The sequence below is a fragment of the Bradyrhizobium sp. CCGE-LA001 genome, assembly GCF_000296215.2.
Lineage (GTDB): Bacteria > Pseudomonadota > Alphaproteobacteria > Rhizobiales > Xanthobacteraceae > Bradyrhizobium.
On sequence record NZ_CP013949.1, the window covers coordinates 624,754 to 644,589 of the forward strand.

At 65.6% G+C, this 19,836-nt stretch carries 20 protein-coding genes; 13 read left to right on the forward strand and 7 right to left on the reverse strand.

Going from position 1 to position 19,836, the window contains the following annotated elements; all coding sequences use genetic code 11:
* Positions 1-63: 63 nt before the first annotated feature.
* The 3 genes from BCCGELA001_RS02930 to BCCGELA001_RS02940 all read left to right on the forward strand — a co-directional run bounded on the left by BCCGELA001_RS02930 (position 64) and on the right by BCCGELA001_RS02940 (position 3,243).
* Complete coding sequence (locus BCCGELA001_RS02930) at positions 64-687, forward strand: shikimate kinase (protein ID WP_008542115.1); 624 nt, start codon at positions 64-66, stop codon at positions 685-687.
* Positions 684-1,826 (forward strand): 3-dehydroquinate synthase, encoded by a 1,143-nt coding sequence (aroB, locus tag BCCGELA001_RS02935; RefSeq protein WP_060734582.1) that lies wholly within the window; start codon positions 684-686, stop codon positions 1,824-1,826. The genes BCCGELA001_RS02930 and aroB overlap by 4 nt, the downstream gene beginning before the upstream one ends.
* 64 nt (positions 1,827-1,890) lie before the next feature.
* On the forward strand, positions 1,891-3,243 hold the full coding sequence (locus BCCGELA001_RS02940) for a hemolysin family protein (RefSeq protein WP_060734583.1): 1,353 nt from the start codon (positions 1,891-1,893) through the stop codon (positions 3,241-3,243).
* Between the two features lie 91 nt (positions 3,244-3,334).
* On the opposite strand, the gene BCCGELA001_RS02945 is transcribed toward BCCGELA001_RS02940, so the two are convergent.
* Positions 3,335-3,613 carry a BolA family protein gene (locus tag BCCGELA001_RS02945; protein ID WP_083543286.1) on the reverse strand — a complete coding sequence of 93 codons (279 nt, stop codon included), beginning with the start codon at positions 3,611-3,613 and terminating at the stop codon, positions 3,335-3,337.
* A gap of 118 nt (positions 3,614-3,731) precedes the next feature.
* Between BCCGELA001_RS02945 and BCCGELA001_RS02950 the strand changes: the two genes are divergently transcribed.
* Positions 3,732-4,364 carry a J domain-containing protein gene (locus BCCGELA001_RS02950; protein ID WP_008565752.1) on the forward strand — a complete coding sequence of 211 codons (633 nt, stop codon included), beginning with the start codon at positions 3,732-3,734 and terminating at the stop codon, positions 4,362-4,364.
* Positions 4,365-4,594: 230 nt separating this feature from the next.
* Here BCCGELA001_RS02950 and BCCGELA001_RS02955 read toward each other — a convergent pair whose 3' ends face one another.
* A complete protein-coding gene (locus BCCGELA001_RS02955) occupies positions 4,595-5,686 on the reverse strand; it encodes a citrate synthase/methylcitrate synthase (protein ID WP_060734584.1) in 1,092 nt (363 codons plus the stop codon).
* Between the two features lie 81 nt (positions 5,687-5,767).
* Between BCCGELA001_RS02955 and BCCGELA001_RS02960 the strand changes: the two genes are divergently transcribed.
* Complete coding sequence (locus tag BCCGELA001_RS02960) at positions 5,768-6,985, forward strand: citrate/2-methylcitrate synthase (protein WP_060734585.1); 1,218 nt, start codon at positions 5,768-5,770, stop codon at positions 6,983-6,985.
* A 25-nt stretch (positions 6,986-7,010) separates the two neighbouring features.
* Here the strand turns inward: BCCGELA001_RS02960 and BCCGELA001_RS02965 are convergent, their stop codons facing one another.
* The gene (locus BCCGELA001_RS02965) at positions 7,011-7,940 is read right to left on the reverse strand and encodes a LysR family transcriptional regulator (protein ID WP_008542143.1); all 930 of its coding nucleotides are present in this window, start codon (positions 7,938-7,940) and stop codon (positions 7,011-7,013) included.
* Positions 7,941-8,065: 125 nt separating this feature from the next.
* Between BCCGELA001_RS02965 and BCCGELA001_RS02970 the strand changes: the two genes are divergently transcribed.
* Positions 8,066-8,668, forward strand: a complete 603-nt coding sequence (locus BCCGELA001_RS02970) for an NADPH-dependent F420 reductase (RefSeq protein ID WP_008542145.1) — start codon at positions 8,066-8,068, stop codon at positions 8,666-8,668.
* 47 nt (positions 8,669-8,715) lie between these two features.
* Positions 8,716-9,087, forward strand: a complete 372-nt coding sequence (locus BCCGELA001_RS02975; protein ID WP_008542146.1) for a nuclear transport factor 2 family protein — start codon at positions 8,716-8,718, stop codon at positions 9,085-9,087.
* Positions 9,088-9,107: 20 nt separating this feature from the next.
* Here the strand turns inward: BCCGELA001_RS02975 and BCCGELA001_RS02980 are convergent, their stop codons facing one another.
* Positions 9,108-9,767, reverse strand: coding sequence for a DedA family protein (locus tag BCCGELA001_RS02980; protein WP_060734586.1), 660 nt, complete (start codon positions 9,765-9,767; stop codon positions 9,108-9,110).
* 298 nt (positions 9,768-10,065) lie between these two features.
* Here BCCGELA001_RS02980 and cobS point away from each other — a divergent pair, with 298 nt between their 5' ends.
* The 5 genes from cobS to BCCGELA001_RS03005 all read left to right on the forward strand — a co-directional run bounded on the left by cobS (position 10,066) and on the right by BCCGELA001_RS03005 (position 16,068).
* Positions 10,066-11,064, forward strand: a complete 999-nt coding sequence (cobS, locus tag BCCGELA001_RS02985) for a cobaltochelatase subunit CobS (protein ID WP_060734587.1) — start codon at positions 10,066-10,068, stop codon at positions 11,062-11,064.
* Between the two features lie 142 nt (positions 11,065-11,206).
* Positions 11,207-13,108, forward strand: a complete 1,902-nt coding sequence (cobT, locus tag BCCGELA001_RS02990) for a cobaltochelatase subunit CobT (RefSeq protein WP_008542172.1) — start codon at positions 11,207-11,209, stop codon at positions 13,106-13,108.
* Positions 13,105-14,208, forward strand: a complete 1,104-nt coding sequence (locus BCCGELA001_RS02995) for an esterase-like activity of phytase family protein (RefSeq protein ID WP_008542173.1) — start codon at positions 13,105-13,107, stop codon at positions 14,206-14,208. The genes cobT and BCCGELA001_RS02995 overlap by 4 nt, the downstream gene beginning before the upstream one ends.
* Positions 14,209-14,345: 137 nt before the next feature.
* Positions 14,346-15,458 carry an NADH:flavin oxidoreductase/NADH oxidase gene (locus BCCGELA001_RS03000; protein ID WP_008542174.1) on the forward strand — a complete coding sequence of 371 codons (1,113 nt, stop codon included), beginning with the start codon at positions 14,346-14,348 and terminating at the stop codon, positions 15,456-15,458.
* Positions 15,459-15,660: 202 nt separating this feature from the next.
* Entirely contained in the window at positions 15,661-16,068 is a 408-nt protein-coding gene (locus BCCGELA001_RS03005) for a hypothetical protein (protein WP_060734588.1), read from the forward strand.
* Between the two features lie 185 nt (positions 16,069-16,253).
* Here the strand turns inward: BCCGELA001_RS03005 and BCCGELA001_RS03010 are convergent, their stop codons facing one another.
* From BCCGELA001_RS03010 to BCCGELA001_RS03020, 3 genes are all read right to left on the reverse strand, one after another.
* Entirely contained in the window at positions 16,254-16,505 is a 252-nt protein-coding gene (locus BCCGELA001_RS03010; protein WP_060734589.1) for a PilZ domain-containing protein, read from the reverse strand.
* Positions 16,506-16,763: 258 nt separating this feature from the next.
* Positions 16,764-17,216 carry a hypothetical protein gene (locus BCCGELA001_RS03015; protein ID WP_060734590.1) on the reverse strand — a complete coding sequence of 151 codons (453 nt, stop codon included), beginning with the start codon at positions 17,214-17,216 and terminating at the stop codon, positions 16,764-16,766.
* 307 nt (positions 17,217-17,523) lie between these two features.
* Positions 17,524-18,867 (reverse strand): DUF2235 domain-containing protein, encoded by a 1,344-nt coding sequence (locus tag BCCGELA001_RS03020; RefSeq protein ID WP_008542183.1) that lies wholly within the window; start codon positions 18,865-18,867, stop codon positions 17,524-17,526.
* Between the two features lie 265 nt (positions 18,868-19,132).
* Here BCCGELA001_RS03020 and BCCGELA001_RS03025 point away from each other — a divergent pair, with 265 nt between their 5' ends.
* Positions 19,133-19,678 (forward strand): hypothetical protein, encoded by a 546-nt coding sequence (locus BCCGELA001_RS03025; protein ID WP_008542184.1) that lies wholly within the window; start codon positions 19,133-19,135, stop codon positions 19,676-19,678.
* The last annotated feature ends 158 nt before the right edge of the window (positions 19,679-19,836 follow it).

The window sequence follows — 19,836 nt, forward strand, 5'->3', positions numbered from 1 at the left end:
TATAGGTGGCCAAAGCCTGCCGCTTTGGGCGGCAGTTCGAGCGAGATCCTTTTCGAGCCAGACATGTCCGACGCCGCGTTGCCGCTACCCGGTTCGCCTGAGACCGACATCCTGTCGGCGCTCGGGACGCGCTCGATCGTGCTCGTCGGCATGATGGGGGTGGGCAAATCCACCATCGGCCGCCGCATGGCGGCGCGGCTCAAGCTGCCCTTCGTCGACGCCGACACCGAGATCGAGGCGGCGGCCGGCATGACCATACCGGAAATCTTCGAGCGCCATGGCGAGCCGCATTTCCGCGACGGCGAGGCCCGGGTGATCGCGCGGCTCTTGGACGGCGGTCCCATCGTGCTTGCGACCGGCGGCGGCGCCTTCATGCGCGAGGAGACGCGGGCGCGCATCGCCGCAAGAGCGGTCTCGCTCTGGCTCAAGGCGGACCACGACGTCATCATGCGCCGCGTGCGGCGCCGTGCCGATCGCCCGTTGCTGCAGACCGCCGATCCCGAAGGAACCGTGACGCGCCTGCTCACCGAGCGCGAGCCGGTCTATGGCCATGCCGACCTCACCATTGCCTCGCGCGACGTGCCGCACGACAAGATCGTCGAGGAATGCATCGAGACGCTGCGGGCCCATCTCTGCCGCGAGCAGGCGTCCCATCCACCTGCCGACGTTGCGAGTGCCGTACGATGACTGCGCCTTTGAAACATTCCGATCCCGTCAATGTCGACGTCGCGCTCGGCGACCGCGCCTATGACATCGTCATCGGCTGCGGCGTGCTGGCCTCGCTCGGCGAGCGTATCGCGCGCCTGCGCCCGGGCGTGCGCACTGCCATTGTCACCGACCGCACCGTCGCAAAGCACTGGCTCGAGCCCACGGAGGCTTCGCTTGCCGCAGCCGGCATCCCGACTGCGCGCATCGTGGTCGAGGAGGGCGAGATCTCGAAGACCTATGCCGGCCTGGAGAAGGTCAGCGAGGCCCTGATCGCCGCCAAGATCGAGCGCAACGATCTCGTCATCGCACTCGGCGGCGGTGTGGTCGGCGATCTCGCCGGTTTCGCGGCGGCGATCCTGCGCCGCGGCGTCGACTTCGTGCAGGTGCCGACCTCGCTGCTGGCGCAGGTCGATTCCTCCGTCGGCGGCAAGACCGGCATCAATTCGCCGCAGGGCAAGAATTTGCTCGGTGCCTTCCACCAGCCGGTGCTGGTGATCGCCGACACCGCCGTGCTCGACACGCTGTCGCCGCGGCAATTCCGTGCCGGCTATGCCGAGGTCGCCAAATACGGTGTGCTCGGCGACGAGGCCTTCTTTGCCTGGCTGGAAAAGAACCATGCCGACATCTTCAAGGGCAGCTCGGCCCGCGAGCATGCCATCGCCACCTCCTGCCGCGCCAAGGCGGGCGTCGTCTCGCGCGACGAGCGCGAGACCGGCGAGCGCGCGCTGCTCAATCTCGGTCACACTTTCGGCCATGCGCTGGAAGCTGCGACCGGCTTCTCCGACCGCCTGTTCCACGGCGAGGGCGTCGCCATCGGCATGACGCTGGCGGCGCAGTTCTCGGCAAAGCTCGGCATGATCGGCGAGGCCGATGCAGCCCGCGTCGAACGCCACCTGATCGAAGTCGGCTTGCCGACGCGCTTGCAGGACATCGCGGGCTTTGCCCAGGAAGGCCTTGCCGACGCCGATGCGCTGATGGCCCTGATGGCACAGGACAAGAAGGTCCAGCGCGGCAAGCTCACCTTCATCCTGCTGAAGGCCGTGGGCCGCGCCGTAATCGCCAAGGACGTCGAGCCTACTCCGGTGCGCGATTTTCTGAAGGCGAAACTATCGCAGTGATGGCAGGACCGTCTGGATCTGGGGCACGCCAAGCGGCGAAGGTCGAGACGGTCGCGAGGCAAACATGAGTTCGATCTCGATCAATCTGCTGCTTGCGGTCCTCCTGCTCGCCGCCAATGCATTCTACGTGGCGGCGGAATTCGCGCTGGTGAAGAGCCGCGGCTTTCGCGTCAAAGCCATGGTCGAGCAGAACCGCTTCGGCGCGCGCCTGCTGCAGAGGATGATGGGCAACATCGAATCCTATCTCGCCTGCTGCCAGCTCGGCATCACCATGGCCTCGCTCGGGCTGGGCTGGATCGGTGAGCCCACCGTTGCCGCGCTGCTGAGCCCGGTCCTCCATCCGCTCGGAATGTCGGAGGCCACGCTGCACTTCACCTCCTTCGTGGCGGGGTTCCTGGTCTTCTCATCGCTGCACATCATCATCGGCGAGCAGGTGCCGAAGACGCTCGCGATCAGGGAGCCGATGCCGGTATCGCAGTGGATCGCGTATCCGCTTCATGCCTCCTACCTGGTGTTCTATCCGCTGAGCTGGTGCCTCAACGCGGCGTCGGGCGCGGTCCTGCGTCTGATCGGAGTTAAGGAGTTTTCGCAGCACGAGATCCTGACGGATTCCGAGATCGAGGGCCTGGTCGAGGAATCCGCCGTGCACGGCAAGATCGAGAGCGGCGAGGCCGAATACATCCACAACGTCTTCCGCCTCGGCGAGCTGACGGTGTCTGACGTGATGGTTCACCGCACCGCCATGGTGATGATCAATGCCGACCTGCCGCCGGAAGAGCTGGTGCGAGAGGTGCTGGCCACCGAATACACCCGCATTCCGCTGTGGCGCGACAAGTCGGAGAACATCATCGGCATCCTGCACGCCAAGGATCTGTTGCGGGCCATCCGCGCCTCGGAGGGCGATACCTCGCGCATCGACGTCACCACCATCATGCTGCCGCCCTGGTTCGTGCCGGAGATGCGGCCGATCTCCCAGCAGCTCAAGGCGTTCCGCCGTCGCAAGACCCATTTCGCGCTGGTCGTCGACGAGTACGGCGAGGTCGAGGGCCTCGTGACGCTGGAAGACATTCTGGAGGAGATCGTCGGCGACATCTCCGACGAGCACGACGTCGTGGTCGCCGGCGTGCGCCGCCAGCCCGATGGCTCCGTCGTGGTCGACGGCTCGGTGCCGATCCGCGATCTCAACCGTGCGCTCGACTGGCACCTGCCCGACGAGGAGGCAACGACGGTGGCGGGCCTCGTCATTCACGAGGCGCGCTCGATCCCCGATCGCGGCCAGAGCTTCACCTTCCACGGCTTCCGCTTCCGCGTCCTCCGCCGCGAACGCAACCGCATCACCGCGCTCCGTATTTCACCGGTGCCGCGCGAGGCTGAGCTGGATGAGGTCAAGCCGCGAAGGGCCGGGACGTCGTTTTAGTTCGTAAGTCATTCCGGGGCGATGCGCAGCATCGAACCCGGAAGCTCGAGATTCCGGGTTCGGCTCTTCGAGCCGCGCCGGAATGACCGACCTAATTTTCCCCCGGCGCCTGGGCGTGGATCGCCAGCGCGTGCACGCCGCCGGAGAGTTCCGCGGCTAGCGCCGAATTTATCATGCGATGGCGGTCGACCCGGCTCTTCCCTTTGAAGGCATCAGATACGATATAGACACGGAAGTGCGTCTCGCCGCCCGGCTGATGGCCGGCGTGGCCCTCATGCAAATGTGACTCGTCGACGACTTGCAGGCTTTCCGGCGTGAAAGCTTCCTGCAACTTGTTGCCGATAGTGTCTCTGATAGCCATGTGTGCCATTAAGGTGCGCGATCGCACCCCGTCAATACCCGGGCATCCCAGGTAATTGCGACCCGGTGTTCAGCGAATTGCAATGTCAAGACTTGAAGGTTTTTGCATTGCGTAGTCAAAGTCAGCCATGCCGATCGATTCATCAAAATTCTTCGACTCCATCCGCGTGAAGCCGCGGGGCAAGCAGCCGGAAGTGAAGCCGCGTGACACCGTGGCCGCTTGCGAGTGGGCCGGCTGTCAGAACAAGGGCGCGCATCGCGCGCCGAAGGGTCGCGAGAACCAGCGCGAGTACTGGCACTTCTGCCTCGACCATGTGCGCGAGTACAACCAGAACTACAATTTCTTCTCCGGCATGAATGCCGATGCGGTGGCGCGCTACCAGAAGGATGCGCTGACCGGCCATCGCCCGACCTGGAAGATGGGCGCCAATGGCGGCAAGAAGGGTGCGGAAGCCGAGATCGACATGGCCTCCGATCCGTTCAGCATGTTCAGCGAGATCAACGGCCGCGTCAGCTGGCGGAAGGGGCCGGAGGCCGAGCCCAAGGCCGAGACGCGCAAGGTGATGAACGCCGAGCGCAAGGCGCTTCAGGTCATGGGCCTCGGCCCCAGCGCCACGCTCGCCGACGTCAAGACCAAGTACAAGGCGCTGGTGAAGCAGCACCACCCCGACGCCAATGGCGGCGACCGCTCCACCGAGGATCGCCTGATCGAGATCATCAAGGCGTATAATTATCTGAAGACGGTGGTGCGAGAGGCGTAGGGCCTCGCGATCGCTGCATAGGGTCGAGGAACCTCGGCGCCACATCCTCGGTGTCGTCCCGGACAAGCGAAGCGCAGATCCGGGACCCATAACCCCAGGGAGAGGTTTGGCGAAGACTCGCAGCGAAGCCGTCTTCCCGCGGTACTCTCACTTAAGTTCATCGATAGATCACGCGGTATGGGTCCCGGCTTTCGCCGGGACGACATGGTGTTACGCCGTGCTACCGCGCCTCACTCCGGCATCGCGCCTACATAGGACGAACTCGGCCGGATCAGCCGCCCGGTCCGCTGCTGCTCGCGCGCATGCGCGGTCCATCCCGCGACCCGCGCCACCGCGAAGATCGGCGTGAAGGCCTGCCTCGGGATCGTGAGCGCGTCGAGCAGGATCGCGGTGAAGAACTCGACATTGGTCTCCAGCGGCCGGTCCGGGTTCTTGTTGCGCAGCGCCGAGCGGATATAGGCCTCGACCTCGCCGGCAAACGGCAAATCGGTGCCGTTCGACGCCAGTGCTTCGACCGCGGTCTTCAGCACGTCGGCGCGCGGATCGCGCACGCGATAGATGCGGTGGCCAAAACCCATCATCCGCTCGCCGCGCGCCAGTGCCGCATCGACCCATGGCTGGATCCGCTCGCGCGAGCCGATCGCATTGAGCATCTCCAGCACCGGCTCCGGTGCCCCGCCATGCAAGGGGCCGGTGAGCGCGCAATAGCCTGCGGTGACGGCGGCGAATAGATCGGCCTGCGTCGAGGCCACGACGCGCGCGGTGAAGGTCGAGGCATTCATGCCGTGGTCGCTGGCGGTGACGAGATAGGCATCGAGCGCGGTGACTTCGCGTGTTGCAGGCGCGCGCCCATGCAGCATGCGGAGCGTATCGGCGGCATGGCTCGCGTTGCGATCAGGCGCGACCGGCTCGAGGCCCTTGGCGCGGCGGACCAGCGCGCCCGCAATCACCGGGAACGCGCCGACGATGGTGGCCTCGTGCTCGAGGCCGTGCTCGGCGCGCAGCCCCGCGACGGCCGCACGAAACCCGTCGACGATGCCCATGCCCTGTGTTGCCGGCAGCAGCTCCGGCAAGCGCGCGAAGGCGCGCTCCCGCGCAGCGCCCAGGCTCGCCCGCACGTGAGCTTCGCTCAAGGCCGTCTTGCTGGCGCCGTTCCAGAGCCGGGCGGTGACGTCCTCGAAGCTCGATTTGGCGGCGAGGCTGCCGACATGCTCGCCGGCGATGATCAGTTCGCCGCGCTCGCCGTCGACATGGCTCAGCACGGTCTCGGCTGCGGGGACGCCGTCCAATCCGATCTGGCTTTTGGTGAGGTGGATGTTCATGGCCCAATCTCCTTTGCGCTGCACCCAGTGGTAAGGTCGGGTCTCTCGACAGATTGATCAATCTTGATTACATAAATCAATATGAAATATTCCAGCGAGCTTTACCTCTCCGCCCGGGAGGCCGCCGCCGAACTCGCGATCTCGCCGGCCACGCTCTACGCCTATGTCAGCCGCGGCCTGATCCGCTCCGAACCGACGCCGGACTCGCGGAAGAACCGCTACCGCGCCGAGGACGTCCGAGCGCTGAAGGAGCGTCGGGTGCCCTCGCCCGAGCCGCGGGGCCTGCGGAGTTTCGACGCCGACCTGCCGGTGATGGATACGGAGATCTCGACCATCACCGAGGAGGGCGCGATCTATCGCGGCGTCAACTGCGTCGATCTCGCCGAGAACGACACGCTGGAGCACGCGGCCACGCTGCTGTGGGACGTCTCCGGCGTCGATCCGTTCGCGCCTGACAATCTGCCGCTTCTGTCCGAGGAGATGCGCACGATCGGTCAGGCAGCGCGCCGGGCCGCTCCGATCGACCGCGCCATTGCCGTGCTCGCGCTGGCCGCGAGCGCCGATCCCCGCGCTTTCACCCGCGCGCCCGATGGCCGCGCGCTGGTCGGTGCGCGCATCGTCCGCCTGCTGGTCGGGACCATGCTCAATGCGGAAGCCTCGGCCGAGCCGCTGCATCAGCAGGTGGGACAAGCCTGGGCGGCGGACAACAAGCATGCGTCCGATCTGATCCGCCGCGCGCTGGTGCTGCTCGCCGACCATGAGCTGAACGCCTCGACCTTCACCGCGCGCTGCGCGGCCTCGACCGGCCTCAATCTCTATGACTCCGTGATCGCCGGTCTCGCCGCGCTGAAGGGGCCCAAGCATGGCGGCGCCGGCGTGCTGGCCTCGCAGCTCGTGAAGACGCTGATCGATCGTGATGTCGAGCCGATGGTACGCGAGCGCGTCGCGCTCGGCGAGCGTTTTGCCGGCTTCGGCCACGGCGTCTACAAGCGCGGCGATCGCCGCGCCCAATCGCTACTGAACGCCTTGTCGCGCGCCGGCGCGCCGCGAAAGTTCACCCGCGAAGTGCCGGAGCGGATCGCGGAAGCCACCGGCGAGTTCGTCAACATCGACTATGCCCTCGCCGTGCTCGTGCACGCCCTGCGCCTGCCCGCCGGTAGCGAGCTCGCGCTGTTCGCCATGGCCCGCAGCGTCGGCTGGATCGCCCATGCCAGCGAGCAATTGCAGTTCGGCAAGTTGATCAGGCCAAGGGCGAGGTATGTGGGGCCGGCGCCGGGGAGGCGGGTGGCTAAGGATTAATGTGCGGAGGGCCCACACATGCGTGTCAGCCCAAGCTTCCGGCGAACCGCTCGGCGAGCCTGTTCTTCCTGAATGCGTCCGCGACCCAGTCCACGAAAGCTCTCGTCTTTGCCGGCACGAGCTTGCGCGATGCATGGTAGATCGAGATCGCGCCGGCGTCGCAATACCAGCGCGGCACCAGGCGGACGAGCGACCGATTTTCGAGCGCCGGAAGGATGTCCGCGGTGGCGAGCATGGCAACTCCCAGGCCCAACAATGCAGCCTCTCGCATTGCTGTGGGATCGTTGACCACGAAGGATTGAGACAGCACCGCCTCAACCTCCTGGCCCGAAACATCGCGCATCGACCAATGACGGATGCGTCCCGTCTGCAGCGAGCGCATGACGATGCCGTCCAGTGCGGCTAATTCGTCCGGCCGGATCGGTGCTAGACGACCGGCCATGTAGGCTGGCGACGCCACGGCGACGATGTGGGCAGGTGCAAGGGTTCGGCTGACGAGACCCGGTAACAATTCGAATCCGCCTCCGATCGCTGCGTCGTAGCCTTCGCCGACCAGATCGACCTGACGATTCTCGAAGTGCCACTCGGGGCGGACGCGCGGATAGCGCGCCAGAAAGCCCGGAAGAAGCGGTAGGATGTGGGATGTGCCGAATGTCGGTGGCAGGCTGACCTTGAGAAGGCCCGCCGGCTCCTCACTTCCAGTCGATATTCCGGCGATGGCTGCCTGGAGCCCCTCAAGATTGCCGGCAATCGCCGCGCGAAACGTCTCTCCGGCCTCGGTCAGCGTCAGCTTCCGCGTCGAGCGATGAAACAGGCGGACACCGAGATTGCGCTCCAGCATGGCGACGTTGCGACTGACGGCCGCGGGCGTCAGCGAGAGCCGTCGACCAGCTTCTGAAAAGCTGCCGCATTCAGCGCTGCGGATGAAGGATTCGAGATTCGCCAGCGTTTCCATGAGCTCATTTACAAGCGATCTTTGAAAATCTTACGACCGATACACGCCTAATCAAAGGGGAATGTTTGCGTCATCTCTACGCCATCGGTCAGCACGGCTGATCCCAACCACTTCGGAGTTGTTCCATGTCCACCATCGGCATCATCGGCGCCGGCAATATCGGCCGCGCCATCGCTCAGGCGCTGGCGCGCAATGGCATCGCCGCAACCCTGTCCAACAGCCGCGGCCCCGAAAGCTTGGCCGCGACGGTGGCCGAGATTGGTCCGCTCGTGACCGCCGGCACCCGCGAAGAGGCGGCTGCCAAGGATATCGTCTTCGTCGCGGTCAACTGGTCGAAGCTGCCTCAGGCGCTCGCCGGGCTGCCGCCGTTCGGCGACCGCATCGTCATTGACGCCAACAATCCGATCGAGGCGCCCTTGTTCAAGCCGGCTGATCTCGGCGGCCGCGCCTCGTCGGAAGTTTTCGCCGATCTGGTGCCCGCGGCGCGCGTCGTGAAGGCCTTCAATCATCTCTTGGCGCAGGTCCTCGCGAGCGATCCGGCGAGCGACGGCGGCAAGCGCGTGCTGTTCTATTCGGGAGATGATGTTGGTGCGAAAGCAAGCGTTGGCGCACTGATCGATCGGCTCGGATTCTTTGGCATCGACCTGGGCTCGCTGGCGATCGGAGCAAGGTTGACCCAGTTTCCCGGCGGTCCGCTTCCGGCGCTGAACCTGGTCAAGTTCGGCTGATGAACCGAAGATGATCGCCAACACGAGGCACGACGAAAGGCTGCAAGATGACAACCGACAATATCGATTTCGACCATCTGCTCCGGTCGAACCTGGAGCGCGTGTTCAACGAGCGGGACGATGACAAGCGGCGAGCCGCTGTCGCGGAGCTGTTCGTTGAGGCCCCAATTATGTACGAGCCGACGAACATCGTTCGCGGACAGTCGGGGATATCGCGCGTCGCCGGAGAGCTTCTCAAGCAGTTCGGGCCGGCATTCAGGTTCGTGCCCGATGGCATCGCGGTCGGGCATCATGGCTTGGGGCGGCTGGCTTGGCACGGCGGTCCCGAGCATGGGCGCGTCGCAGTGACGGGAGCCGACGTGGCTCTCGTCGAAGGCGGCAGGATCTCGCGGCTGTGGGTGTTGCTCAATCCGAAGTGAAAGAAGGTCGCGCCGCCGGACTAGCTCTGCGGCTTCGATGCCTTGGTTTCGCTCGCGTTCCGGCGCCGGATGATCCAAACGGTCAGGCCCAGCACGATCGCTGCGCCGACCACCGTCAGGATCCAGATGTGCTTGCCGATATGCGCGTGATGATGCAGCCCGGCATATTCGTGCAGGGCCGACACCGCCAGCACGCCCGGCAGCACATGGGCCGGCGCCCAGGTCAGGATCGCCGGGATGTTCACCGCGTAGAACTTCGCCGGCGCCATCCCCAGCGCTCCCGCCGTCACCGGCACGAAGGCGCGGATCGGCGGCACGAAGCGTGCGAAGAACACCGCCCAGGTGCCGAAGCGGTTGAAGAAGCTTTCGCTCTGCGCGACCACACGCGGATAGTTCGTCAGCGGCCAAGTGGTGAGGATCTCGCGTTGCCGCCGGTGCCCGATCCAATAGGCCGACCCATCCCCGAGCACCGCGCCGAGCGCGGCCGCCAGCAGCACCCATGGCAGCTTCAATTCGCCGCCCGGGACCAGCGCGCTCAGCGCCAGGATGATGGTTGAGCCGGGGATCACTGAGCCCACCACCGGAACGGCTTCGAGCAGCGCCGCCAGGAACAGGGTCAGATAGGCCAGCCACGCATGGGCCGAGACGAAGGCGATGAGGGGATCGAGGAAGGTTGTCACGTCGTCTCAAGGGTGGGGCTGGAGCAGCGAGAGTCAGACCCTACATAGGCAAGCATATGCGGCAACAGTGCCATTTCGGCCGGCAGCGAGGTTACCCCGCCCGAAATTCGGGCGTGATTCGCAAGGCAGCCCTCCAAAAACTGCGTTCCTTGCCTATCTAAATGAAAACACAACGGAACTTTGATTGGTGGCCGGGCTTCTGCCGGCAACGCGTCTCTGATAGGTTGATTTTCAGCACCCAGCCGCAGCCAACGTGCGAATAACCGGTTTCGGGACCGCCCGGGACCTCGGAGGATTGATGACGACCGCCGCCCTGTCCAAAGTTGAGGAAGTTTCCGGTCAGCCCGACATGAAGGTGTCGGTGCGCCAGGTGTTCGGGATCGACAGCGATCTCGAAGTCCCCGCCTATTCCGAAGTCGATCCTCACGTGCCCGAAGTCGATTCCGACTATCGCTTCGACCGCGCCACCACGCTCGCCATTCTCGCTGGCTTTGCCCGCAACCGCCGCGTGATGGTGACCGGCTATCACGGCACCGGCAAATCCACCCATATCGAGCAGGTCGCCGCGCGGCTGAACTGGCCCTGCGTGCGCGTCAATCTCGACAGCCACATCAGCCGTATCGACCTCGTCGGCAAGGACTCCATCGTGGTCCGCGACGGCAAGCAGGTCACCGAATTCCGCGATGGCATCCTGCCCTGGGCGCTGCAGAACAATGTCGCGCTGGTGTTCGACGAATACGACGCCGGCCGCCCGGACGTGATGTTCGTGATCCAGCGCGTGCTTGAGGTGTCGGGCCGCCTGACGCTGCTCGACCAGAACAAGGTGATCAAGCCGCATCCGGCGTTCCGGCTGTTCGCCACGGCGAACACCGTCGGTCTCGGCGACACTTCGGGCCTCTATCACGGTACCCAGCAGATCAACCAGGGCCAGATGGACCGCTGGTCGATCGTCACCACGCTGAACTATCTCAGCCATGACGAGGAAGTGGAGATCGTGCTGGCCAAGGCCAAGCATTATCGCACCCAGGAGGGCCGCGACATCGTCAACAAGATGGTGCGCCTCGCCGATCTCACCCGCAACGCTTTCGCCAACGGCGACCTGTCGACGGTGATGAGCCCGCGCACGGTGATCACCTGGGCAGAGAACTCCGACATCTTCGGCGACATCGGCTTTGCCTTCCGCGTCACCTTCCTCAACAAATGCGACGAGCTCGAGCGTCCGCTGGTCGCCGAGTTCTATCAGCGCTGCTTCAATACGGAGCTGCCGGAATCCGCGGTGAACGTGGCACTGAGCTGAGGCTCTCTCGGTGTTGTCGTCCCGGCGAAGGCCGGGACCCATACCGCGTGATGTCTCGATTGAACGTCACTGCTAGTTTCCTGACACAGAGCGGCCGGTGGTTATGGGTCCCGGCCTTCGCCGGGACGACAGATAGGGTCAGATGACCACCTCCAACTCCAAATTCCGCAACAGCAAGGAAGCGCCGACCGAGCCGTTCAAGCGCTCGGTCGCCTCGTGTCTCAAGGCGATCGCCAAGGCGCCCGAGCTCGACGTCTCTTTCGCTGCCGAGCGCCCGGGGCTTGCGCCCGGCAAGGCGCGGCTGCCCGAGCCGGCACGCAAGATGACCAAGCGTGACGCCGCCATCGTGCGTGGCCATGCCGATTCCATCGCTCTCAAGCTCGCCTGCCACGATCCCAAGGTTCATCGCAAGCTGATGCCCGGCAATCCGCAGGCGCGCGGCGTGTTCGAGGCGGTGGAGCAGGCGAGAGTCGAGGCGATCGGCGCGCGCCGCATGGCCGGCGTCGCCAAGAATCTCACCGCGATGCTCGACGACCATTTCCACCGCGGCAAGTTCGACGAGATCACCGACCGCGCCGATGCGCCGCTCGCCGATGCGCTGGCGATGCTGGTGCGCGAGCGCCTGACCGGCATGGCGCCGCCGACGGCCGCCAAGAAGATGGTCGATCTCTGGCGTCCGATCCTCGAAGACAAGATCGGCAGGCGGCTCGACCGGCTCGACGGCGTGCTCGAGGACCAGACCCGGTTCGGCGATGCCGTGCATGATCTGCTCTCGGCGCTCGAGCTCGGCGACGAGCGCAACGCCGACACCGAGGACAATGACGAGAACGAGGAGAACCAGGACGGCGACAACGACCAGTCCGGTGCCGAGGGCTCGCCCGATTCCGATGCCGCGCAGGAGATGAGCGCCGACCAGGCGCAGGCGACCAGCGAGGAGATGAGCGAGAGCGCGATGGAAAGCGCGCAGGCATCGACCTCCGACACCTTCGATGACGGCGAGCTCGGCGACGACGAGACGCCGGGCGAGGCGACGCGTCCGAATTCGCACGGCAAGAACGAGCCGCGCGGGCCGGAATACCACGCCTTCGCGCCGAAATTCGACGAGATCATCGCCGCCGAAGACCTCTGCGACCATGACGAGCTGGAGCGGCTGCGCGCCTATCTCGACAAGCAGCTCGCGCATCTGCAAGGCATCGTCGCGCGCCTGGCCAACCGCCTGCAGCGCCGCCTGATGGCCCAGCAGAACCGCGCCTGGGAGTTCGATCTCGAAGAGGGCATCCTCGACCCCGCGCGCCTGTCGCGCGTCGTCACCGATCCCTATCATCCGCTGTCCTTCATGCACGAGAAGGAGGCGACGTTCCGCGACACCGTGGTGACGCTGCTGCTCGACAATTCCGGCTCGATGCGCGGCCGCCCGATCACGGTCGCGGCGACCTGCGCCGACATTCTGGCGCGCACGCTGGAGCGTTGCGGCGTCAAGGTCGAGATCCTCGGCTTCACCACGCGCGCCTGGAAGGGCGGGCAATCGCGCGAGGCGTGGCTTGCCGCCGGCAAGCCGGCCAATCCCGGCCGCCTCAACGATCTCCGCCACATCATCTACAAGTCGGCCGACGCCCCCTGGCGCCGCGCGCGAAAGAATCTCGGGCTGATGATGCGCGAGGGCCTGCTGAAGGAGAACATCGACGGCGAGGCGCTGGACTGGGCGCACAAGCGCCTGCTCGGCCGCCCCGAGCAGCGCAAGATCCTGATGATGATCTCGGACGGCGCGCCGGTCGACGATTCCACGCTGTCGGTCAATCCCGGCAATTATCTCGAGCGGCATCTGCGCCACATCATCGAGGAGATCGAGACCCGCTCGCCGGTCGAGCTGATCGCGATCGGCATCGGCCATGACGTGACGCGCTATTATCGCCGCGCGGTGACGATCGTGGACGCCGAAGAGCTCGGCGGCGCCATCACCGAGAAGCTCGCCGAGCTTTTCAGCGAGACCAACACGGCGCCCACGCAAGCACCCGGTCGCCCGCGACGCAAATTGCATTCGTGACCACGCATCGATCCCGCCGCAGCTTCGTCAGCCTCGCGGCGGCGGGATTCTCCACTCTCGCGTTGCCGCGCCTGGCGCAGGCCCAGGCCCAACTGCAGCCCGCGACCGAGCCGCCGCCGCGCCCGCTCCAGCTCGAGCACGCCGTCACCGCGCCCGTCAGCGTCGAGGTCAACGCGCGGACCATTGCCAATTTCGAGCCGCGTGACCGGTCGCGCACGCGTTTCGGCTCGCTGGATTTCCGCAGCGGCCTGGTGCTGACCTCGCCCTATCGCGGCTTCGGCGGCCTGTCCGGCCTGCGCTTCCTCGACGGCAAGGGCGAGCGCTTCCTCGCCATTTCCGACCAAGGCGGCTGGTTCACCGGCACGATCCGCTATTCCGGCCGCGAGATGGTCGGCCTCGCCGACGTCGAGGCCGCGCCGGTGCTGGGCGCGGACGGGCGGCCGATCACGGAGAAGCGGCTGTGGTACGACACCGAGTCGCTCGCGCGCGACGGCAACCTCCTCTATGTCGGGCTCGAACGCGTCAACCAGATCCTGCGTTATGATTTCGCCAAGGGCGGCACAAGCGCCCGCGGCGAGTTGATCGCCGTCCCGCCAGCCTTGCGCAAGCTGCCCTACAACAAGGGGCTGGAGGCGATGGTCGTCGTGCCCAAAGGGCAGGGACAGGGCAAGGGCCAGCCGCTCGCGGGCACGCTGATCGCCTTCTCCGAGCGCGGGCTCGATGCCGACGGCAACCTGCTCGCCTTCCTGATCGGCGGCGCCACGCCCGGCCAGTTCAGCGTGCGGCGCTCGGAGAATTTCGACATCAGCGACGCCGTGCTGCTGCCTTCGGGCGATCTCCTCATCCTCGAACGCAAATTCTCCTGGTTCACCGGCGTCAACATCCGCATCCGCGCGATCCCGCTGAAGTCGATCGGGCCAGGCACCGTCGTCGACGGCCTCACGCTGTTCGCCGCCGATCTCGGCCACGAGATCGACAACATGGAAGGCATCGACGCCCACGTCACGGCCGACGGCGAGACCGTGCTGACGCTGATCTCCGACGACAATTTCTCGATGCTGCAGCGGACGATCCTGCTGCAATTCACGCTGGTAGAGTAGGGGGGCGCTCCCCAGACGCCTGCCGCAATGCATGGCCCCGCGGTCCCCCATTCCCGCCGCGCAGCTAGCAATCCGCTGCCCGGCGACTACACTTCATGCAACTGCTTCCATTCCTCCTACCTTCCGGAACTCCCCGCATGTCCGTCCTGTTTTCCCCGATCAAGCTGCGCGGCCTGACGCTACAGAACCGCCTCGTGGTGTCGCCGATGTGCCAATATTCGGCCGATGACGGCGTCGCCACCGATTGGCACTTCAGCCACATCAACAATCTCAGCCTGTCGGGCGCGGCGATGTTCTGCATCGAGGCGACGCATGTCGAGGCGATCGGCCGCATCACGCCGGGCTGCCTCGGGCTCTACAGCGATGCCTGCGAGGCCGCGCTGAAGCCGATCCTGCATTCGGTGCGCAAGCATTCCTCCACGGCGATCGCGATGCAGCTCGCCCATGCCGGCCGCAAAGCGTCGAGCGCGCGGCCCTGGGACGGCGGGCAGCTGATCCCGGAAGGGCAGGGCGGCTGGCAGACGGTTGGGCCGTCGGCTGTGCCGCACAAGGAGGGCGAGGCCGCCCCGCTCGCGCTCGATGCCGCGGGCCTGAAGCGCATCCGCGAGGCCTTCGTCGACAGCGCCAAGCGCGCCGCGCGGCTCGGCATCGACGCCATCGAGGTTCATGGCGCGCACGGCTATCTCCTGCATCAATTCCTGTCGCCGATCTCGAACCGGCGCACCGACGAATATGGCGGCTCTCTCGAAAACCGCATGCGCTTCCCGCTCGAAGTGTTCGAGGCGGTGCGCGCAGCCTTCCCCGCCGACAAGCCGGTCGGCATGCGGGTGTCGTCGACCGACTGGGTCGAGGGTGGCTGGGATCTGGCGCAGACGATCGAATTCGCGCGCGCGTTGAAGGCGCGCGGCGTCGACTGGATCGATGCCTCCTCCGGCGGCGTCTCGCCGTTGCAGAAGATCGCGCTCGGCCCCGGCTATCAGGTGCAGTTCGCAGAAGCCATCAAGCGCGAGACCGGCCTGCCCACCATCGCCGTCGGCCTCATCACCGAAGGCAAGCACGCCGAGGAGATCGTCGCATCCGGCAAGGCCGACATGGTCGCGCTCGCCCGCGGCATGCTTTACGACCCGCGCTGGGCCTGGCACGCTGCCGCTGAGCTCGGCGGCGAGGTCGAGGCCCCACCGCAATATTGGCGCTCGCAGCCACAGGCGCAAAAGGCGCTGTTCGGCAAGACCACGTTCGGGGCACGGTAGCGGGACGTGTGCGGTTGCGGCGCGCATAACGGTCTCGTCACGGGCCCCCGTGCGCAATTGCGCACTAGGCCGGGGACACCGTGTTCGTGGCGAGCCACGCATTGCGCCGCCACTCCGCTCACGTATCCGTAGAACTCCTCGCCTTCCGCCCTTCGCAAAACTGGCCTAACCTCCGTCCCCTCGAGGCGTCACGGAGGCCGGCATGCGTTTTGGTGTTCGCAAGACTGCCCATGTGTTCGAGCGCGTCGGCCTTGCGATGGCGGGGGCGGCGTGCGGGTTGTTCGTCGGCGCCTATGTCGGCTCGGCGATCGCCCCGCTGACGACGCAAGGCTTCCTGCTGGCGATGATGGTGCTCGGCGCGGTCGGCTTCTATCTCGGCATCGACACGCCGCAGCTGCCCTTCGATGATGCGCACAGCCAGATCGACGCTGCGGAATTCCTGAGCTCGGCCGGCACGCTGTTCGCCACGCTCACCGCGCTCGCTTCCGTTGCCGTCATCGTGCTCCGCCTCGACCCGCACATGGCCTGGACCTGGCTCGTCCTGCTCGGCTGGATCGCCGGCGTCGCCATGCAGATCGTCGCCGGCGCGAAAGCGCGGATGCGGAAGTGACTGTCTCTTCCTTCTCCCCTTGTGGGAGAAGGTGGCGCGAAGCGCCGGATGAGGGGTTTGCTTCCGCGAATTCAGCTGTGAAAGATGAGACTGCGGAGACAAACCCCTCACCCGTCTCGCCGCTCTGCGGCGAGCCACCCTCTCCCACAAGGGGAGAGGGAAAGTTAGCAAGACCGTTTCCCCCTCTAAAACACCACGCCCACGCGCGTGCCGCGCTTCCAGGCGATGCGGCAGCGCTTCTTGGTGTTGACGTGCAGGAGCTCGAACCGGTCGGGGATGTTCACCTGGCCGCCGAGATCGACGCAGGCGCCGCCGGGTGAATAGTCGATCAGCGTGCAGTTGATGACGGGCGCGCGCGGGTCCGTGATGATCTTGGCCTGGCGCGACACCAGCCCGGCGGGCTTCACGCGGGCATATCTGCGCGGGTAGTGCGGCACGTCTCCTCCAACGTTTCGCGAGTTTGGAGGCGATGATGGAACGGGAGATGATGCGATCCGGCTAAGGCGGGGCGGTGAATTTTAATGAAAAGTGTCGGTGAATGCGGAAAGCGGCGGTAGTGGGGTGCTGTTTTTGCGCGCATCTATCTCCCACCGAGCAATCCAGAGTGCCTCCTCGGAGGCAGCCTGGATTGCTTCGCTTCGCTCGCAATGACGGGCGGCGAGAGCGGAGTCCGCCTCACGCCCCCCCTCCGCGCCTTACCTCACCCGCTCCAGCGAGATGAAGCTGCGGTTGCTGGCTTCATACTGGAACGCGTAGACGTTGGCTTCCTGGCAAGTGTCGCCGACCGCGGCGCGGCGCTCCAGGTCGCGTGTCTGCGAGAATTTCCGGCCCGTGGCGTCGGCGTCATATCGCACATGGACCTTCGGCGAGGAATTTTCGTTGGCGTGGTCGTAGCGGTGCGCGATCTTCCACTGATTGCCCGGCGCGAGGAAGCGCGTCTCCCAGCCGCCGTCACCGACCTTGCGCGAATAGGTGATGTTGGCGCGGGTGTCGTTGCGCAGGCACACCACGCCGTAGTGCTTGTTGTTGGCCGCCTCGGCCGCCGCCGACCACAGCGCGGCGCCAGCGACGCCGAGCGCGAGGCCCGCGCGGATCATCGTCGAACGAAACGAAGGAAAAGATGCAACGTGAAAAAAGGACTTCGTCATTGGAAAAATCTCCCTGATCGATGCCGCCCTCCAAGGGCTCGCGCCAGACGATAGGAAGAAGCGGCGCGGATGCGCATGATCCGGATCACAATCTCGGAGCGAGCGGGCCGATCTCTTGCGAGACAGATTGTCGCGGTGTCATGCGGGGGCGAACTGCTGTCGTCGCGGCACATCCTTCGAGACGCCCGCCTTCGGCGGGCCCTCAGGATGAGGTCGGAATGCGCGGCCGCAGTTTAAGGCGCTGGCGCCGAGTAGCCTCATGCTGAGGAGCTTGCGAAGCAAGCGTCTCGAAGCACGAGGCGTGCGCTCAAACCTCGCCCAGCGTCATCCGCTCCGCCTCGCTGCCTGGGCCCGCATCCGGCCCCACCGGCATCGGCACGGTCACGTAATCCTTCGGCATGTTCACCGGACGATACTCCGGCTCCACCGCCATCCGCTTCACCACGCTCTCATGCACATGCGCGCCGTCGGGGATGAGGCGCGGCTCGGAATCGGGAATGTAGAAGCCGAAATGAACCTTCCGCGCCGGCCATTCCCGGTACTTGGCCTTCTTCGGCAAGAACTCCAGCAGCCGCCAGGCCGCCGTCATGGAATCGTGCAGCGTGCCCGTCTTGCCGGTATAGGCGGGCTCGACATAGTGAAACGGCGAGTTCTTGCGCTGGATGCCCCAGGCAAGCTGCTTCACCGTCGCCGGGTTGAAGTTCAGCCCCGCCTCTTGCGCCTCCGCGATCATCCACAGCAGCGGATATTTCGATTGCCCGCTTTCGGCCTCCGGATAGCCGCCGCCGACGTCGCTGTGCACGCCGGCGAACCACACCTGTTGAATGTCCTGCGGCACCTTCTTCTCATCGGGCACATAGCGGTTACTCCAGAACTCCTGCGGCTCTTCGTACGCCTTCAGGCGGAACATGCAGCGCCGCTCGTCGATCGCGATCGCCTGCCGGAAGATTTTGATGCTGGGGTTGCGCAGCGTGAAGGCGAGCTCCTCCAGGCTCGGCAGGAAGCCCCGGTCGGCGCGCGGCACGATCACACTCGCCACCGTGTCCCACACGCCGACGAAGTGGATGGTCGGCCAGCGCGTCGAGGTGATGCGCGCGAACTGCGCGGCAAGGTCGTATTCGTCCTTCGGCAGCGGCCCCTGCTCGTCGAATGCGACGTTCTGCAGGTCCTCGGCGTCGTTGCCGCGCCCGGTGCCGGAATATTGCTTGTAGGCGATCAGGCCCGAGCCTGCGAGGTTGGCCTGCTCCGGCGAGATCAGCCCGATCTTGTGGATCAGCCCCGCCAGCACGCGCACCGTGTAGGCCCCGCGCGAGAAGCCGAACAGGTAGATCCTGTCGCCGCGCGCGTAATGCTGAACCAGGAAGCAATAGGCCGACAGCACATTGTCATCGAGCCCATAGCCGGTGGCGAGCCCCAGCACCATGTTGATGTTCGCCTTCCAGCGGTGCCACGTCGACGGCTCCGTCACCGTGCCGACCCCGGGATCGTAGAACACCATCTGCCGCGGCTGCGTCCTGTCCGTCTTGCGCAGGCAGCGATACAGCTTCAGGACGTTGGAGATGTTCTCCGAGATCTCGTTGCCGGTGCCGTCACAGCAGACGACGAGGTGTTTGGGCTCGGGCTTGCGGTCGGTGGTGGCTGCGGTCTCCATGGGATGCGCCTCCGGGTGATGCTACCCGGGCGAGTATAGCGGAACCCGGTGGCGGCGAGGAGACGAAGTCGGCCCTGGCGGCATGGTGCCTCATTTGCACATCACCTGTTGACATTAACCACCTGTTAACCATGCCGTCGCCTAATGGGAGCGACTGGGGGTCACCATGTCGGCCCATGTGACGCGACCGAAATTTCGGCCGGCCGCCTTTCGTTCGCTGAACGGGGTGGCTGTCAGCGTCACGGCTGTCCTACGGAGCAAAGCAATGTTCGGGAAGGACGATTTAGTGGACAATCTCAGCCGCGATCTCGATCGCGCACGCCTACGACGCGATGCCCTCGCATCCGAAGCCACGACGCTCGCGGCGCAGATCGCCGAAATCGAAGCCCGCCTTGCGGAGGAGAAGAGCAGGCGGGAGCGCGATCGCGTCCTGAACGAGATCGAAGCGATCAAGACGCGAATCAAGCATGCCGCCGGCGCGTTTGCACCTGTCGTCGATGGTCTCTCCAAGGCGGTCGAGCAGGCCTCGGCCGTCGTGCCCGAGGCGCGCGAGCTCAACAGCTTCCTGGTGTCGGTGGCGACCGAGATCGATACCGTGCTCGGGCCCCTGTTGCGCGAGTTGGATCAGCGCGCGGATGCGGTGCGGATCGGACACGCCATGCTGGATCTTCCGAGCCAGGCCATTGAGCCGCCCATCGAGCCGCCGAAAGAGGCCAACGATCGCATGCTCCGTTTCCCCGCATGGCTGTCTCGCGACAAGGAGACGGACAAGAAGGAAGCCGCGGACAAACCGCACAGCACGGCAGCATAAGCGGCGCTGCGCAGCCTGAAGACGTTTCGTCATGGCCGGGCTTGACCCGGCCATCCACGTCTTTCCTGTTGCCATAGCGAAGACGTGGATGCCCGGCACTGGGACGGGCATGACGATTTCGACCAGGCACGCCGGCTTTTGCCGACGACATATTGAGT

Bases quoted from the DNA above. Each gene is read 5' to 3' on its own strand.
- BCCGELA001_RS02930 (WP_008542115.1), top strand. From the start codon at position 64: ATGTCCGACGCCGCGTTGCCGCTACCCGGTTCGCCTGAGACCGACATC.
- aroB (WP_060734582.1), top strand. From the start codon at position 684: ATGACTGCGCCTTTGAAACATTCCGATCCCGTCAATGTCGACGTCGCG.
- BCCGELA001_RS02940 (WP_060734583.1), top strand. From the start codon at position 1,891: ATGAGTTCGATCTCGATCAATCTGCTGCTTGCGGTCCTCCTGCTCGCC.
- BCCGELA001_RS02945 (WP_083543286.1), bottom strand. From the start codon at position 3,613: ATGGCACACATGGCTATCAGAGACACTATCGGCAACAAGTTGCAGGAA.
- BCCGELA001_RS02950 (WP_008565752.1), top strand. From the start codon at position 3,732: ATGCCGATCGATTCATCAAAATTCTTCGACTCCATCCGCGTGAAGCCG.
- BCCGELA001_RS02955 (WP_060734584.1), bottom strand. From the start codon at position 5,686: ATGAACATCCACCTCACCAAAAGCCAGATCGGATTGGACGGCGTCCCC.
- BCCGELA001_RS02960 (WP_060734585.1), top strand. From the start codon at position 5,768: ATGAAATATTCCAGCGAGCTTTACCTCTCCGCCCGGGAGGCCGCCGCC.
- BCCGELA001_RS02965 (WP_008542143.1), bottom strand. From the start codon at position 7,940: ATGGAAACGCTGGCGAATCTCGAATCCTTCATCCGCAGCGCTGAATGC.
- BCCGELA001_RS02970 (WP_008542145.1), top strand. From the start codon at position 8,066: ATGTCCACCATCGGCATCATCGGCGCCGGCAATATCGGCCGCGCCATC.
- BCCGELA001_RS02975 (WP_008542146.1), top strand. From the start codon at position 8,716: ATGACAACCGACAATATCGATTTCGACCATCTGCTCCGGTCGAACCTG.
- cobS (WP_060734587.1), top strand. From the start codon at position 10,066: ATGACGACCGCCGCCCTGTCCAAAGTTGAGGAAGTTTCCGGTCAGCCC.
- cobT (WP_008542172.1), top strand. From the start codon at position 11,207: ATGACCACCTCCAACTCCAAATTCCGCAACAGCAAGGAAGCGCCGACC.
- BCCGELA001_RS03000 (WP_008542174.1), top strand. From the start codon at position 14,346: ATGTCCGTCCTGTTTTCCCCGATCAAGCTGCGCGGCCTGACGCTACAG.
- BCCGELA001_RS03005 (WP_060734588.1), top strand. From the start codon at position 15,661: ATGCGTTTTGGTGTTCGCAAGACTGCCCATGTGTTCGAGCGCGTCGGC.
- BCCGELA001_RS03015 (WP_060734590.1), bottom strand. From the start codon at position 17,216: ATGACGAAGTCCTTTTTTCACGTTGCATCTTTTCCTTCGTTTCGTTCG.
- BCCGELA001_RS03020 (WP_008542183.1), bottom strand. From the start codon at position 18,867: ATGGAGACCGCAGCCACCACCGACCGCAAGCCCGAGCCCAAACACCTC.
- BCCGELA001_RS03025 (WP_008542184.1), top strand. From the start codon at position 19,133: ATGTTCGGGAAGGACGATTTAGTGGACAATCTCAGCCGCGATCTCGAT.